At 49.9% G+C, this 14640-nt stretch carries 13 protein-coding genes; 6 read left to right on the forward strand and 7 right to left on the reverse strand.

Annotation, left to right across the window (positions count from 1 at the left end; genetic code table 11):
- Positions 1-219: 219 nt before the first annotated feature.
- On the reverse strand, positions 220-2469 hold the full coding sequence (locus MKX76_RS19795; RefSeq protein ID WP_210094195.1) for an ATP-binding cassette domain-containing protein: 2250 nt from the start codon (positions 2467-2469) through the stop codon (positions 220-222).
- A gap of 183 nt (positions 2470-2652) precedes the next feature.
- Between MKX76_RS19795 and MKX76_RS19800 the strand changes: the two genes are divergently transcribed.
- Positions 2653-3207, forward strand: a complete 555-nt coding sequence (locus MKX76_RS19800; RefSeq protein WP_210094196.1) for a 5' nucleotidase, NT5C type — start codon at positions 2653-2655, stop codon at positions 3205-3207.
- An 18-nt stretch (positions 3208-3225) separates the two neighbouring features.
- Positions 3226-3456 carry a hypothetical protein gene (locus tag MKX76_RS19805; RefSeq protein ID WP_007130452.1) on the forward strand — a complete coding sequence of 77 codons (231 nt, stop codon included), beginning with the start codon at positions 3226-3228 and terminating at the stop codon, positions 3454-3456.
- 329 nt (positions 3457-3785) lie between these two features.
- Here the strand turns inward: MKX76_RS19805 and MKX76_RS19810 are convergent, their stop codons facing one another.
- From MKX76_RS19810 to MKX76_RS19820, 3 genes are all read right to left on the reverse strand, one after another.
- Entirely contained in the window at positions 3786-4061 is a 276-nt protein-coding gene (locus MKX76_RS19810) for a phage holin family protein (protein ID WP_007130453.1), read from the reverse strand.
- Positions 4062-4548: 487 nt separating this feature from the next.
- Positions 4549-6363, reverse strand: a complete 1815-nt coding sequence (locus MKX76_RS19815) for an ABC transporter ATP-binding protein (RefSeq protein WP_210094197.1) — start codon at positions 6361-6363, stop codon at positions 4549-4551.
- A complete protein-coding gene (locus tag MKX76_RS19820) occupies positions 6360-8105 on the reverse strand; it encodes an ABC transporter ATP-binding protein (RefSeq protein ID WP_007130455.1) in 1746 nt (581 codons plus the stop codon). Before MKX76_RS19820 ends, MKX76_RS19815 begins: the two co-directional genes overlap by 4 nt.
- A gap of 408 nt (positions 8106-8513) precedes the next feature.
- On the opposite strand from MKX76_RS19820, the gene MKX76_RS19825 reads away from it, so the two are divergent.
- Positions 8514-8846 carry a hypothetical protein gene (locus MKX76_RS19825; protein ID WP_144872333.1) on the forward strand — a complete coding sequence of 111 codons (333 nt, stop codon included), beginning with the start codon at positions 8514-8516 and terminating at the stop codon, positions 8844-8846.
- 312 nt (positions 8847-9158) lie between these two features.
- On the opposite strand, the gene MKX76_RS19830 is transcribed toward MKX76_RS19825, so the two are convergent.
- Complete coding sequence (locus MKX76_RS19830) at positions 9159-10031, reverse strand: LysR family transcriptional regulator (RefSeq protein ID WP_144872337.1); 873 nt, start codon at positions 10029-10031, stop codon at positions 9159-9161.
- Positions 10032-10273: 242 nt separating this feature from the next.
- On the opposite strand from MKX76_RS19830, the gene MKX76_RS19835 reads away from it, so the two are divergent.
- From MKX76_RS19835 to MKX76_RS19845, 3 genes are all read left to right on the forward strand, one after another.
- Positions 10274-11389 (forward strand): NAD(P)H-dependent flavin oxidoreductase, encoded by a 1116-nt coding sequence (locus MKX76_RS19835; protein ID WP_341034498.1) that lies wholly within the window; start codon positions 10274-10276, stop codon positions 11387-11389.
- Between the two features lie 190 nt (positions 11390-11579).
- Positions 11580-12506 carry a DUF2268 domain-containing protein gene (locus MKX76_RS19840; protein ID WP_341034499.1) on the forward strand — a complete coding sequence of 309 codons (927 nt, stop codon included), beginning with the start codon at positions 11580-11582 and terminating at the stop codon, positions 12504-12506.
- Positions 12481-13239, forward strand: coding sequence for a MerR family transcriptional regulator (locus MKX76_RS19845; RefSeq protein ID WP_341034500.1), 759 nt, complete (start codon positions 12481-12483; stop codon positions 13237-13239). The genes MKX76_RS19840 and MKX76_RS19845 overlap by 26 nt, the downstream gene beginning before the upstream one ends.
- Positions 13240-13406: 167 nt before the next feature.
- Here the strand turns inward: MKX76_RS19845 and MKX76_RS19850 are convergent, their stop codons facing one another.
- Together MKX76_RS19850 and MKX76_RS19855 are read right to left on the reverse strand one after the other, a co-directional pair.
- Entirely contained in the window at positions 13407-13796 is a 390-nt protein-coding gene (locus MKX76_RS19850) for a YmaF family protein (protein ID WP_007130461.1), read from the reverse strand.
- Between the two features lie 20 nt (positions 13797-13816).
- Positions 13817-14635, reverse strand: a complete 819-nt coding sequence (locus MKX76_RS19855; protein WP_028407332.1) for a DUF2935 domain-containing protein — start codon at positions 14633-14635, stop codon at positions 13817-13819.
- Positions 14636-14640 lie beyond the last annotated feature (5 nt).

The following is a 14640-nucleotide window of genomic DNA, read 5'->3' on the forward strand; positions in this document are numbered from 1 at the left end:
TGTGGGAGGCCATCCTGAGTTGGTCGGTGAGGCTTCCTGAAACGAGCTGTTAAGGCGACTTCTTCATTGGCACTGTTTGAGGACTTCGTGTGAATCGGAGACGTTGGGGGGCCTCCTGAATCGGAGCTGCTGGGGGACTTACTGAAAAAGAGCTGCCCCGCAGCAGTAAACACCACGGTTTAGGACAACTCCAGCATCGCAGGTCTTAAGGATGATTAATCACACCACATACTTGGCGGTGAGCGAATGCTTCGCCTTCACCAGCTGCGCAGGTGTACCCTCGAACACAACCGTTCCGCCCCGGCTGCCGCCCTCCGGCCCCATATCGATAATCCAATCCGCCTGCCGGATGACGTCCAGATTATGCTCGATGACGATCACCGAGCTACCGTTATCCACCAGCCGGTTCATGATTTCGATCAAATGCCCGACATCGGACATATGCAGCCCGGTCGTCGGCTCGTCCATCACGTACACCTTGCCCTGCTTGTGCAGCTCGCTCGCCAGCTTGATGCGCTGATTCTCTCCCCCGGAGAGGGTGCTGAGCGGCTGACCAAGCGTCAAATAATGCAGCCCGACATCATGCAGCGCCTGGAGACGAAGGATGATCTCCTTGTTTTCGAAAAAATCCAGCGCCTGCAGCACCGTCATATCCAGCACCTCGGTGATCCTTTTGCCATTCAGCTTGTATTGGAGCACCTCGTCCCTGAAGCGTCGTCCCTCGCATGTTTCGCATGGCGACACAACGCCTTCCATAAAGGCCAAGTCCGTGTAGATAAAGCCCAACCCTTGGCATTCCGGGCAGGCTCCCTTCGAATTGAAGCTGAACAGCGACGGGCTCTGTCCATTCGCCTTGGCAAACCGTTTCCGAAGATCGTCCATGATTCCGGTGTAGGTGGCCGGATTCGAGCGAATCGAGGTGCTTACGGCAGACTGGTCAATGACAATCGCTTCGGGATGCTCCGGCAGGAAGGCATGGTGAATGAGCGAGCTTTTGCCCGACCCTGCTACCCCAGTGACAACCGTCAGCACGCCTTCCGGAATATCGACCGTCACGTTTTTCAAATTATGCACGTTCGCGCCGGAAATCCTCATATGGCCGGAGGGCTTTCGGAAGCTTGTTTTAATCGGCAAGCTCTGCTTCATGAAGCGCCCGGTTAAGGTGTCCTCCTGGCTGTACAGCTCTTCCACCGTTCCTTGAAAAACAATCTCTCCCCCACGGGTTCCCGCGTAAGGCCCGACATCCACCACATGATCGGCGATTTCGATCACATCCCGGTCATGCTCCACGACCAGCACCGTGTTCCCTTTATCGCGCAGCTTGCGCAGCATCCCGTTCAGTCGCTGCACATCCCGCGGATGGAGCCCGACGCTCGGCTCATCGAAGACATACATCATATCGGTTAAGCTGCTGCCCAGATGACGGACCATCTTGACCCGCTGGGACTCGCCGCCGGACAAGGTGGTCGTCTCCCGATTCAAGGTCAGGTAATCCAAACCCATATCGATCAAATGCTGCAGCCGTTCGGTTAAGCTGTCCACCATCGTCTGCGCGCTCGGCTCCCGAATGCTCTCAATGACCTTCTTCAATTCCGGGATCTCCATCGCCGTGCACTCAGCAATATTGTAGCCGTTGATCCGGCAGCTTAAAGCCGCTTGGCTGAGCCGGGTCCCTTTGCATAACGGGCAAGGGGCGTGCGTGATGAAATTTTTGACATGGTTCATCGTCCGTTCGGACAGCTCGCTGCTGTCCCGCTGAATGTAGAGCCGATTAAATTTATGAACGAGCCCTTCAAATTCGGCTTCGATCGGCCCGCCCTTGGACGGAAACGACACCTTGCGATCCTTGCCGTACAGCAGCAGCTCCCACTCCTCGTCGGTATAGTCCGAGAGCTTCTTGTCATTATCAAAGAAACCGGAATACGTGTAGTTTCTTAAATACCAGCTGTCTACCGAAAAGATCGGGAACAGCACCGCTCCCTCGTTCAGCGATTTCGACGGATCCAGAAGCTTATTAAGATCCAGCTCGACCTTCTTGCCGATCCCCTGGCATTCCGGGCACATCCCTTGCGGGTCATTAAACGAGAACGCGTTGGAATACCCGATGAACGGCTTCCCCACTCTGGAGAACAGCAGCCGCAGAATCGAATACAGATCCGTAATCGTTCCAAGCGTCGACCGGGAATTGCCGCCCAGCCGCTTTTGATCGATGACGATGGCCGTGGACAGATGATCGATCGAATCGACATCCGGCTGCTTATGCCGAGGAAGGCGATTGCGGGCGAATGCGGTAAAGGTCTCGTTCAGCTGGCGCTGGGCCTCCGCGCTGATTGTATCGAACACGATCGATGATTTGCCGGAACCGGACACGCCGGTAAACACCGTGATTTTCCGCTTCGGAATTTGCAGTGACACGTTCTTCAGGTTGTTCTCCCTTGCTCCCTGAATGTCGATAAACGAATGTGACATCCTAAAATCCTCCTATGCCCTGTAATGTGCTTCCATTATAAGAATGAATCATGACATGTACTGTCTTAATTGAAGGAAAAGACCAAAAAATAATGAATGGTTTGCCATTGCTCATCCAGTCCGTTACAATTACGGGAAAATCATATTTATTCCGGTTCCGGATTATGGGAGAATAATAGAGATATGAGTAAAAAAATCGTAGCGATTGATATGGATGACACGATCTGCCACCTGATTCCCAAAGCCATTCACTATCATAATTTACAGTATAAAGACCTGCAGCTTACGCTGGATCAGATTACGGACTACAACCTGAGTGAAATCTGGCATCCCGAATGCTCGGAGGATTTCTTCTTCGGAAAGCCCGGTTTATATGAGGAGCTCGACATTTTTGATGAATATACCATTGACGAAGTCGAGCGGATGACGCACGATTATGACGTCATTATCATTACGGCTGCCCGCCCGTCCTCCGTGCCCGAGAAATGGAAATGGCTGCAGACGCATATGCCGTTTATACCGTTCGATAATTTTTTCGTCGCCAAACGCAAATATTTAGTAGAGTTCGATCTCCTGATCGACGACGGTCCGCATAACGCGATTGCGGCAAGGGAAGCGGGGAAGCAGACGATCCTTATCCCGCGTCCATGGAATGCGCATATTCAGCATGAATTCATCCTGAAGGATTCCTGGAAGGGCATGAACGAATTGGTCGGCCGGATTTTGTCCGAAAAATAACACTCAAGGGGATAAACAATGAATATAGAACGAAATAGTAGGTACTTGTCGCAAGACGTTCATTTCTTTGCAGCTGCGCTGTCGGAAACGCTCGTATCCGTATGGGAAGAGGATCCCGCCAGCGTGTATGTGGAGGTTGAGCGTGGATACATCGAATGCTATACGCCCGACGTAGTCCGTGTCCGGAATGAAGAAACCGGTCTGGTCAGCCACTACAGCCGGGATACGGCTATGTTTCAGCGCATGTAAGGATTTTATGAGGCAGTCCCGTAATTCTCATTACCTTATTACAGTCTAAAAATGCCGAGCATAACACAAGAAGGTGCCCCATAAGATCGATAGATCTTAGGAAACACCTTCTTTTTTGTGGGAAGAAATGCTTCGGTGCACGAAGCATTTCTTCCCGGGATTCGAGCGATTACCCAGATTGCGTTTGACACCCGCCCGTAACGATTCCTCCCTCGTCTGCTTGTCCGATGCTGTTTAGGAAGAAGAGCTGGATTTTTTATCAGTCCTTATGCCTCCAAGCCGTATATCCGCCTCTAATCGCTTGGAGTACTCGAAGATAAGCCGGGCATTTACTTCTTCTTTCCGGAAATCGCCTCTGCCGTCTGCTTTACAGCCTGATGGCCGAATACGGCAAATGCGCCCGCGATAATACCTTGTATGATATTTTCAACGCTCCAGCCTATAAGGCCTGCCGTGAACAAAATGGATACCACGATAACGACATAGATGATGCTCCAATTCGGAACCTTTGGCGTTTGCTTGAGCACGTAGCCGATGACCCAGCAGGCGACAACTACCAAGGACAGCCTCGGGTCGATCATCTGTGCAATAATGCTCCATTCCATGGCATATCCCTACCCTTCCTCTGATGTCTTTCTACTACATCCTATTCTCGGAATCTATCGATTTGCTTGGACTCATGCCCTGTAACCCCCTACCTTGTGCAGTCCCGCTAACCAAGCCTTTATTTGGCTGTCATTGTTTGATTCTTTGCATTTCTGAGTGCATTTTTGAGGCATGCCAAGCAGTCTCTGCGCCACTGTTAACCGTCCATAGCTGCCAAGCACCCAATGCGTAATGAAGAATTTCGCTTGGGTACTTAGGGTTACTTAACGTACTCTTCCTCTACTATCAAGGTATGCGGGACAGGAGGTGGAATATTCAGAGTTTTTGAGAAGAAGCGGATGGATATAGCACAACTTGATCGATCCTTGCTTCCGCTTCAGCCCTTGCCCGACCACATAAAAAAAGACGCGCCCCGTATTATACGGGTACGCGTCATCTTCTTCTTGCCAATTCCCAATTCCAATAAAATCTTACGTGTTGCGTTCGTTACCTGAGAACGACTTTTTCGCTTACCGTGACCTTCGGCTCTTCACGCTCCGCGGCCGTTTGTTCTCCCGCCCACAGCAGCCTCATTTCTTCGCTTGTCGCGAGCAGCTCGGATAACGTGCCTTCCGCCTCAATCCGGCCGTCCTTCATGACGATGATATGATCCGCTTTGGCGAGCGCCGCCCTCCGGTGCGATACCGCGATGCAGGTAACATCGCTTTCCTGGAAGAGCCCCTCCCATACCTGCTGCTCCGTCTCGACATCCAGCGCGCTTGACAGGTCATCGAAAATATACAGATCCGCCCCCGTCATTAGCATGCGCGCCGTAGCCGCACGCTGGATCTGTCCTCCCGAGAGCATGACGCCCCGCGGGCCGACGAAGGTCTCGAGGCCCTGGTCGAGGTCCTGGATATCCTTCTCCATAACGGCGAGACGGATTGCGCGATTCAACGCCTCGTCCGCATGGTCTCTTTTGCCCTGGACGATGTTCTCCCTCAAGGTATCGCTGAACAAACGCGGCACCTGCGGCGTATAGGCGGCTCTCGGCGGAACCAGGAACACAGCGGGATCCACCTCCGTGCCGTTCCAGCTGATTGCCCCCTCTTGCTTCGACAGCAGACCGAGCAGGGTCCGCACAAGCGTGGACTTGCCCGCACCGATCCGCCCTGTAACCACCAGGAACTTGCCGCGCTCAAGCCGGAAGCTGATATCCGATATTCCGCTCTCGGAACCCGGATACCGGTAAGTTAGCCCGCTCACCGTAAGCTCCTTAAGCTGCAGCTTCGGATCCCTGACGGGCTCCTGCAGTTCCGGCGGCTCCCCGTTCAGGTACGTTTCCCGCGCTTCAATGAGCCGGTCCTCTTCGCCCGGCCGGAACAGCATCCGCATCCGGTCGAAGGATACCTTCAGCCGCTTATGCTGGAACACCATGTAACCAAATAAGGAAATGCTGAATCCGATGTTCGCCAAATAACTCGTGAACAAGGCGAAGTCGCCGACGCTAAACCGTCCGGCCTGCATTTCCGCAGCGCACATCAGCAGGATTAATCCTGTGCAAATGCTGAGCACATGCTGGTTCAGCGACCGCATCCACTGCTTGAACAGATTATCCTTGAGCGCTGCCTGGCGGCGCTCCTCGTTCAGCTTCGTAAAGCGCTCATGCACGTGATCCTCAGCCTGGCCGAGCTTGAGCGCCTGAACCGCGCCGAAGGTCTCCGCGATAAAACTCGTGATTCTACCGGTCGCTTCCCGGTTCTTCTGACCGTATCTCCGCGCCCGGTTGCCGGACAGATTGTTCAGCAGCGTTACGATGACCAGCGGCAGCACCGCGACCAGCATGATTTTCCAGTTAATGCTCGCCATAATGACAACGGACACCAATGCAAATACGAGACGGCCCCAGAAATCCACCCAGGACTCGACATATTCGACAACCTCATCCACGTCATCGCGGAAGCGGCTCATCGCCTCGCCCGGCGAAGCGGGCAGATTCCGCCCCGGCCAGCGCATAATGCCGGCCAGCATATTCGTGCGCAGAATCGCCTGAATGTGGTAGATATAGGTTACCCATTCATAGAACGCGGCGAAGAAAGTCCCGACTCTCGCGACCCGCACAGCCGCAATAAAAATCAGCGGCACAGCCAGCCACAGGTAGTCGGCAGCCCCGGAGCTTGCAGTCGCCCGGTCGAAGAACCACTGCATCCCGAGCCCGATCAACAGCGGCAAAGAGTGGAATACGCACCACAAGACGCCGTTAATCAAAAACAATGCGGGGCGGAAACGAAACAATCGCCCGATAAAACCGGCTACCGTCATGCAAGCTCCTCCTCTCTGCCTGTCGTCAGCAGTCTGGCATAATGGGAAGACGGATCCTGGGCCAGCGCCTCACGCTCCCCGAATTCCAGGATGCGTCCGTCGCCGAGCACCATGATTTTATCCACCTGCTCCAGCGTTGCCAGCCGGTGCGCAATAATTATTCCCGTGCATTGACGCATCAGCTGATCCACAGCCGCCTGCAGCATCGTCTCCGTGGCTGCATCCAGGCGCGAGGAAGGCTCATCCAGAATGACGAGACTCGGCTGTGTCAGAAAGACTCGCGTTAACGCGAACAGTTGGGCTTCCCCGGCAGACAAGGATGACCCTCCCGTCGATAGATGGGTGTCCAGCCCTTCCGGCTGCGCATCAATCCATTGACGAAGTCCAAGCCGCTCCGTCGTTTCCAGGATGAAGTCATCCGATACGCCGGCATCGAACAGCGTCAAGTTGTCGCGGAGCGTGCCGTCGAACAGCTGAACGTCCTGCGTCACCATCCCGACCCGCCGGTACAGGGCCGGGAGCGTCAGCTCCGTAATATCCGTGCCGCCCACGCGAATGACCCCGCCGTCGATATTGTACAGCCGCAGCAGCACCCGGCTCAGGCTCGACTTTCCGCTTCCGGTGCGTCCGATGATGCCGAGGCGCTCCCCTGGCTTCACGGTAAACGTAATGTCCTTCAGGACAGGCTTATCCTCGTTGTAGCTGAAGTTCACCCGCTCGAACTCCAGGCCGAGGGGCCCCTCCGGCAGCTGTTCCTTCTTCCCGTTTACAATCTCGCTGCGATTCGAGAGCAGTTCCCTGGAGCGGAGCATGCCGGACTTGGCTTTTTGAAATTCCTGCACCTGGTCGCCCAGCATCTCAATCGGATCGTTCAGCATCTGCGTGTATTGATAGATGAGAAACAACGTCCCGAGGCTGATCTCGCCGATGAGATAGTAGCGAACTCCGAGCAGAAGCACGCCCGTGACCGCAAGCGCGAACAGGATAACCGTGGTGTTCCAAGGGATGACGCGAAGCATCCAGGCCTTCCGCCCTTTCAGGAACACGGCCCGCATCAAACGGTAAAACCGGTTCATCACATACGGTACGTTACCATTTGCCTGCACATCCTCGATCCCGGCAATGCGCTCCTCAATCAGCCCGAACAGGGATGCGCTTGCTTCGCGCTCGTTCTTGGACGATTGAACGCCCAGGTTGCGGATGATCACCATAAACATAATCGACAGCAGCGTGAAGACGGTCATGACAATGGCAATCGGCAGATTGACCGTAAACATGAATCCTAATATGCCGGCGAGAAGCACGAAGCTGCCGATAACCTGCACGATGAACATCGCGAAAAAATTGGAGATGCTGGTCACATCGCCGTCCACGCGTTCGATCATGACGCCGGGCGTTTTCGTATTATGAAACCGCATATCCAAGCGGAGGCAATGCTTCAGCAGATCTCCGCGCAGCCGGTTCGTCGCCCGCCAGGAAATGTCGTTGCCTAAATAGCTGACCGCCACCGTAATCAGCTGATTAACAACGGCGACAATCAGAAACAGCCCTGCCAGCTGCAGCAGGGTGCCAAGCAGCCCTCCGCCCGCTGCCGTGTCGATGAACCGCTTCACGATCTGCGGATTCAATAGCTGCAGACCGCTTGATGTCAGCAGCATGACGAGCAGAATGATCAGCCTTCCCTTGACCGGACTCAAGTACCGCAGGAGCCAGGACATGGATATCTTTTCTTTTTTGGGCACAGTGCCCACCCCCATTATGCAACCAATATGGATGTCGACCTTTACGAAGCCATGATCGGATCAAGCCGCTCACCAGTAAATCATTACCAGTTTACATGATAAACCCGGCCTTTCCTAGGTAAAGAATGATTATAAAGTTCCTTCCCGGCGCAAGCAGCCAGTGGTATAGTATATGGATCATTGACAACAGTCTGTCATGTAGATCGGTCATGAAAGGAGATTCTAACGCTTCCGTTGATTCTGATGATGGTTCATGAGGTTAAATAAGCAAAAAAGCTGACCTTCCCAACACATAACAACCACCTTATGCATAAAAATCGAAGTCGGATATTTATAAACTCGTAGATATAATGAATGGATCAATACCACGTACGCCATCGCTGCGTGATCTTACCGGAGGTGCACATCATGAATACGGAGATAAACCCATTGGATGGGCTTAATGAAGAGAAGCTGCAGGAAATTCGGGATAACGCCTCGAAGCTGTCCGAGATGCAGCAGGAAGTGCCCGTTGAGGAAGTGTTCACGGATGCTTTCGTGCAGCGGCATACCGGATTTCCCTCCATTGGAGAGCTTCTGAAGTCCGCCGGATATCAAGGAACAACCGACGAGGATTTCGACCGCTTCATTCAGCATTCCTCGATTAGCCGGTTCATGGCGGAGCACACACCATTTGATAACTGGCAGGCATTCCAAGACCAGGCCGTGACCGCCTACATCACCCGATTGCTGGGATTATAAGATTGTTGTGTAAGAAGGCCTGATCCGCTGCATAAGCCCTATACGCGAAGAAGCCCCGCCGATGCTCACTCGGCGGGGCTTCCAATCTATTGTAAGGGGTGTCTTTATCATAGTTCTCGAATCTTAAAGGAAGCTTAAAGCTGGATTAGTGAAAGATAAAAAACTTGCCTGCTCCGCTCTTAGACATAATTTCCTCTATGCTTTTTATGAACCTCACAACCACCAGTTGGTAGAATATGCCTACTACTGCAATAATGGCGATAAGACGCGGCTCCCATAGCCGGGAAATCCGCGATCTCTACGTCTTGTTTATTAAATATCGTTGAATCTTTCTTTGGAAATCCTAATGAATTCGGATACCGCTGCTGTTTTAAAGGTGTCTTTACGCCGTATAAACAATGTAGGTGTTCTGAGGAACTCATCCGAGATGTTGTGTGATTGTAAGTTATATTTCATCATGGCTCTTTCGATTACCGACCGAGGCAGCAGCGAAACGCCAAGCCCGGCATGAATAAATCCCAGAATCCCCTCCAAAGTTCCGAATTCCATGATTTTCGCGGAAACACCCTTTGCATGCAGCCAATCCTCGAGTATACGACGGTAATGACATCCAACACGAAATACCAATATGGTCAGATGGCGTAGATGTTCCGGCCGATGGATCGGGTCAGTTTGCCCGCCTGATAGGAGAACAAGTTCCTCAGCCCCAACTTCTACGGTTTCAAGCTCTGCATGCTCACCTGGTGAGGACACAAAAGCTCCGTCCAGCTCGTATTTCAGTACCGAATGGACAAGCTCCTCCGTCGTCCCCGTTCTGAGTACTAAATCGACGTCGGGATATGAATGATGGTATTCAGCGAGAATCGATGGAAGCCGAATCGCCGTTGTGGTTTCAAGCGATCCGATTCGAAGAGGCCCCCGAGGGATTGAACGATCGGATACGACCCGCTCTGCTTCTTGGGTAAGGAAAATAATTTTTTCAGCATAAGATTTAAGCGCCTCTCCGGATGATGTGAGCCGAACTCCCTGACGACCGCGATGAAACAGTTCTGTGTTTAGTTCGCTTTCAAGCTGCTGAATCCTAATGCTTATGCTTGACTGAACGTATTCTAACTTCTCGGCTGCTCGGGTAAAGCTCCCCTCATTGGCTACAGCCAAAAAAATCTGCATGTCCCGGATGTCCACTGCATACCTCCGTATTAGGCATTAAAATTTTTAATGTTAAACATCATTTAGATTCATTTTACTTGATATGTGAAGGCAGGTAAAATAAGCAGTAATCTTACTTACGTTTTATCATCCGTGTTTCGTAATGGATGCCCAGGTGGCGCTCAATCTAAGCTCAACCTTAATCTGCAGTTATAAGCTAAACATGTCCTCGCCATATGGAGGCACGAAATATGCATGATTAACAGGAGGCATTAAAAATGTTTGAAACAGCGATCACAAGCAAGCTCAACATTCGCTATCCGATCTTTCAGGCACCGATGGCAGGCGGGCCAACGATTCCTGAGTTAGTCGCAGCCGTTTCAAACGCAGGTGGACTAGGCAACCTAGGGGCCGGATATTTAACCCCTGAACAACTCCGTCATGCCATCCGTAAGATCCGAGCGTTAACCGACCGGCCTTTCGGAGTGAATTTATTTGTCCTGGAGCAACCGGAGGAATCCGAAGAAACCATTGCCAAAATGGCTGAATACCTGAACTCCTGCCGTAAGGAGCTTGGAATCCCGCAAAATCCACCACTTCCCCAATATTCGGAATCGTTTGAAGAGCAGGTGCAAGTACTGCTGGAGGAGCGCGTTCCCGTTTTTAGTTTCACGTTTGGTATACCATCACCGGGTGTTATTCAAAGTATGAAGCAGCGTGGAACATTTGTAATGGGTACTGCTACGACAGTAGATGAAGCTATACAATTGGAGCTATCGGGGGTTGACGCTATTGTAGCGCAGGGCAGCGAAGCAGGGGGACACCGAGGAACATTTCTGAAGAACGGCTCCGATGCTTTAATAGGACTCATGGCTCTGGTTCCCCAAATTTGTGATCATGTTTCGATTCCCGTGATTGCATCAGGGGGGATCATGGATGGACGGGGTCTCGTAGCCAGCCTTGCTTTAGGAGCAGCAGCGGTTCAAATGGGCACTGCTTTCCTGGCCTGTACAGAGAGTGGCGCACATCCTACGTACAAACAAAAGATACTTTCGGCAAACGAGGACGCTACCGTAATTACATGTGCTTACTCAGGCAAAGCAGCGCGCGGTATTCGTACAGAATTCATACGCGGTATGCATATGTATCCCGGCAAGATCCCCTCCTATCCCATTCAGCATGTCATGACACGGGATATTAGGCAAGCTGCGGCAATGGCAAACAACCCGGAGTATATGTCACTCTGGGCTGGACAAGGCTTGAGGTTGGCTAAAGCCCGACCTGCCGCTGCCATTATCAAACAAACAATGGATCAGGCAATTCTGCTTGTAAACAAGCGCTTGCATTCTAAGAATGATCAAAGTATTCATGATTCTCAACCATTAGACGAATAACCTCGCACAGAACGGAGCAGCGATCGAACGATACGCGGCTTCCGTTTTTTTATTGCACGGGGAGCTGGAAGATGAATGCATCGGGGTACGTCTTTACCTAATTTTTCATGATTTGATTCAAAGCGCTTGACTATGACGTTAGGTCATAGTGCATAATCTCGCTATGAAAACAAAACTAGGAGTGAAAGATATGAACATACAAACACTGCGTTCAGACAAAATTTATCAAAAAGTTGCCCAAGCTCCGCCCGAGGAAAAGCTAGAATTATTCAGAAACGAAATGATGGCTCCCTTTATGAAGCAGTGGCAAATTCAACAGCTCCCTTTTAAAGCTGAAGAGGCCAACGGTTTTGACGTGATTACGTTTAATAGTATGATGCATCGAGCCCCTCATCAGATTAGCCCGCAGATTTCGGCAGAGATCGAGCTGATTTCGTCCGAAGCCTTTTGGTTAGAGTGTGAGCATGCCGTGAAGAAAAGCTTGAATCTATTTGTTGAGCACGATATAAATCTTCCCGTTTCCGATTATTTGTTTACCATTCAACTCGGGAATCCGGAAAACCGTGCCTTAACCATAAACGAAGGATATAGCGGTTTTGGTGGCATTCCGGGGTTTATCTGGGGTACGCTCCTGCCAAATGAATACACGATGCCTCGAATGAAGGCTGCGCTGGCGCACGAATGCAACCATAATGTGCGATACCAATTTATCCAGTGGGATCACACCGTGAATTTGGGCGAGCTCATTGTAAGTGAAGGATTGGCTGAAAATTATGCTACGTTTATGTTTGGGAAAGAATTGCTCGGTCCTTGGGTAACGAAAACAAACGCAGAAACGCTTAACCGGCAGATAAAACCTGTGCTTAGAGAGCAGCTGCAGTTAACGGGGTTTGATCAAATTGCTCCGTATCTTTACGGTGACGAGATCGCGAAGCTTCAACATTCCCAACCGGTCAATATGCCTTATAGTGCCGGATACGCCTGCGGATATTATTTGATCCAATATTATTTAAGAAAAACAGGAAGAACGATTTTTGAGGCCACTATCACGCCTGCTGCTCAAATACTGGACGAAGTAAAAGGATTCTGGGATGAAGAAACCATTATTAGCGGTTAAAGATATTGTTCAGATTACAGGCATTACAAGTCGGACCTTGCATTATTACGATAGAATTGATTTATTCAAACCGACACATCTGACGGAAAAAGGGTATCGACTATATGAACAAAGCAGTTTGGAAAAACTTCAAACGATTTTGTTCCTAAAGGAATTGGATTTTTCCTTGAAAGAAATTGCGGACATTTTAAAGCTGACCAGGCAAGAGCAGAATCAAATCTTAAAGGAGCAGCGACAAGCCTTAATACTGAGAAAAGAAAGATTAGAAACGACCATGGCGGCTCTCGAAGAATACGTTTCGGGAAATGATATTAGTGATTTGCAGCTCTTCAACGGCACTTCCGTCCTGCCATTGAAAGAGCAGTATGCAAATGAGGCGAGATTCTTTTATGGCGAAACCGAGGCGTATAAAGAGTTTAATGAATCGTTGGAAGAATTGTCACCGGATGATAAAGAGGAAAGCTTTCAAGCCATGGAGGACATATTCAAACGAATTGCGTCTTGTATCGATCAGGATCCTTCCTCCGATGAAGTTCAGCGATTAATCGAGGAATGGAAAAATAATCTGATGCAATTCATGACCTGTGATGCAGAGTTACTGGCTTGCATTGCCCATACTTACAAATTCGATGCACGATTCAAAAACTATTTTAATCAATATGGCAATGAAGAGTTAGCCGATTTTCTCTACAGTGCAATCATGCATAATATCAACCGTGAAACATCTCAATGAATGGTAAATGCTCTGGATTGGGCGATCTTTTTACCTCAATAAAAAAAGAAAGCAAACACTTTCCCTAAAGGAAAATATGTGTTTGCTTTCTTTCGTTGATCAAGCTTTTTCTTTTTCTGATCATTAGAACCAACCTCATAAAAAATGCATCTATACCGAATCACTGGTCAGCCGTATTCATTGCCTGTATTTCCACTATATCGATGAGCATGCGGGATTCTGCCATCAACGGTGGTATAACCTTCAAAATAATGATAGTGCCCACCACCTGCCAAGGGAATGGCAGGACCCGTTGTTCCTCTAATCATGTGCTTGTGCTGGTCATTAAACGATGTTTGAGCATGATAGTTATGGACGTGTGGAACACCACTCGGAGCTGGTTCAGTTACACCCACGTAATGATGGTAATGTCCAACATCAAAGGATGTATCTCCTTCAAAGGGATGAACATGAACGTTAACTGGCCTTCCATCCCAAGATGTAAGAAAAAGTTGATGTGAATGTCCGGAACCGGAGTCATCGGAATGAACAACAAATCCCGTTACTTGTATTTCCATCACTTAAGGCCTCCCTTACATTAAAACAGGATTTCTTTTTTGTTTACCTTCATGCCGCTCAATGACCGGTCGAACATGTCGAGTATGAATAAGAATCGTTCGGCTTCACGAAACACGTGATCTGCTAATAGAGGGTGAATGATGCTTTTGATTCGACACTGCTCAATCAAATCGCGCGCAGTCTTCTTAAAATCTCGCAAGGATTTGACTGAAACGCGGTTTTCATCAACAAATTGACTAAGCAGTGGATGTGTTTGCGATTGTGGACGCATGGAACTTAAGTCGATGGCTTGAAACATCAACGTATCGAATTCTTGGCTAAACTCTCTAGCCTGTTCCACTAATTTTCGCTCGGATGGATCAAGCAGATGACCTATAAATTTTGCATGGTCAGCCATTATTTTCAGGAAAAAGACATTTTCATCAATAATCGCATCAGGCAATGGTTCAAGTCTCCCGCTATTGAGTTCCTCCAACCGATTTCTAAAGTAATTTGCTTCCCGGCTAACATGATCGACAAGCAAGGGAAAATTGTTTCCCCCAGGAAGCTGGCACCTAAGTATAAGCCCAAGGACCTTTCTCTTAAATGCCCAAATGTGTGAAGCTGCATTGCGGACTTCTGAATTAAACTGTCTAATGGTTTCAGGATCCGTATCTGCTTGATATGAATGTGCTCTTCTTTCAATATCCTCAAATATTGCATAAAATTGGTTAGCCTCATTAATTAACTGCGTATCTTCACACCTAAATCCAAGTCGAAGAAATAAAGAATGTTCTTTCATAATGCGTGACCAAAAACGTATTTCGTCTAATGATCTGATTACAAAAGGATCCGACAAACCAT

The sequence above is a fragment of the Paenibacillus sp. FSL R5-0810 genome (assembly GCF_038002285.1).
GTDB classification, from domain to species: domain Bacteria; phylum Bacillota; class Bacilli; order Paenibacillales; family Paenibacillaceae; genus Paenibacillus_AQ; species Paenibacillus_AQ lactis.

What these genes read in the sequence shown, in the direction of transcription:
- MKX76_RS19795 (WP_210094195.1), bottom strand. Translation starts at nt 2,469, where the DNA reads ATGTCACATTCGTTTATCGACATTCAGGGAGCAAGGGAGAACAACCTG.
- MKX76_RS19800 (WP_210094196.1), top strand. Translation starts at nt 2,653, where the DNA reads ATGAGTAAAAAAATCGTAGCGATTGATATGGATGACACGATCTGCCAC.
- MKX76_RS19805 (WP_007130452.1), top strand. Translation starts at nt 3,226, where the DNA reads ATGAATATAGAACGAAATAGTAGGTACTTGTCGCAAGACGTTCATTTC.
- MKX76_RS19810 (WP_007130453.1), bottom strand. Translation starts at nt 4,061, where the DNA reads ATGGAATGGAGCATTATTGCACAGATGATCGACCCGAGGCTGTCCTTG.
- MKX76_RS19815 (WP_210094197.1), bottom strand. Translation starts at nt 6,363, where the DNA reads ATGACGGTAGCCGGTTTTATCGGGCGATTGTTTCGTTTCCGCCCCGCA.
- MKX76_RS19825 (WP_144872333.1), top strand. Translation starts at nt 8,514, where the DNA reads ATGAATACGGAGATAAACCCATTGGATGGGCTTAATGAAGAGAAGCTG.
- MKX76_RS19835 (WP_341034498.1), top strand. Translation starts at nt 10,274, where the DNA reads ATGTTTGAAACAGCGATCACAAGCAAGCTCAACATTCGCTATCCGATC.
- MKX76_RS19840 (WP_341034499.1), top strand. Translation starts at nt 11,580, where the DNA reads ATGAACATACAAACACTGCGTTCAGACAAAATTTATCAAAAAGTTGCC.
- MKX76_RS19845 (WP_341034500.1), top strand. Translation starts at nt 12,481, where the DNA reads ATGAAGAAACCATTATTAGCGGTTAAAGATATTGTTCAGATTACAGGC.
- MKX76_RS19850 (WP_007130461.1), bottom strand. Translation starts at nt 13,796, where the DNA reads ATGGAAATACAAGTAACGGGATTTGTTGTTCATTCCGATGACTCCGGT.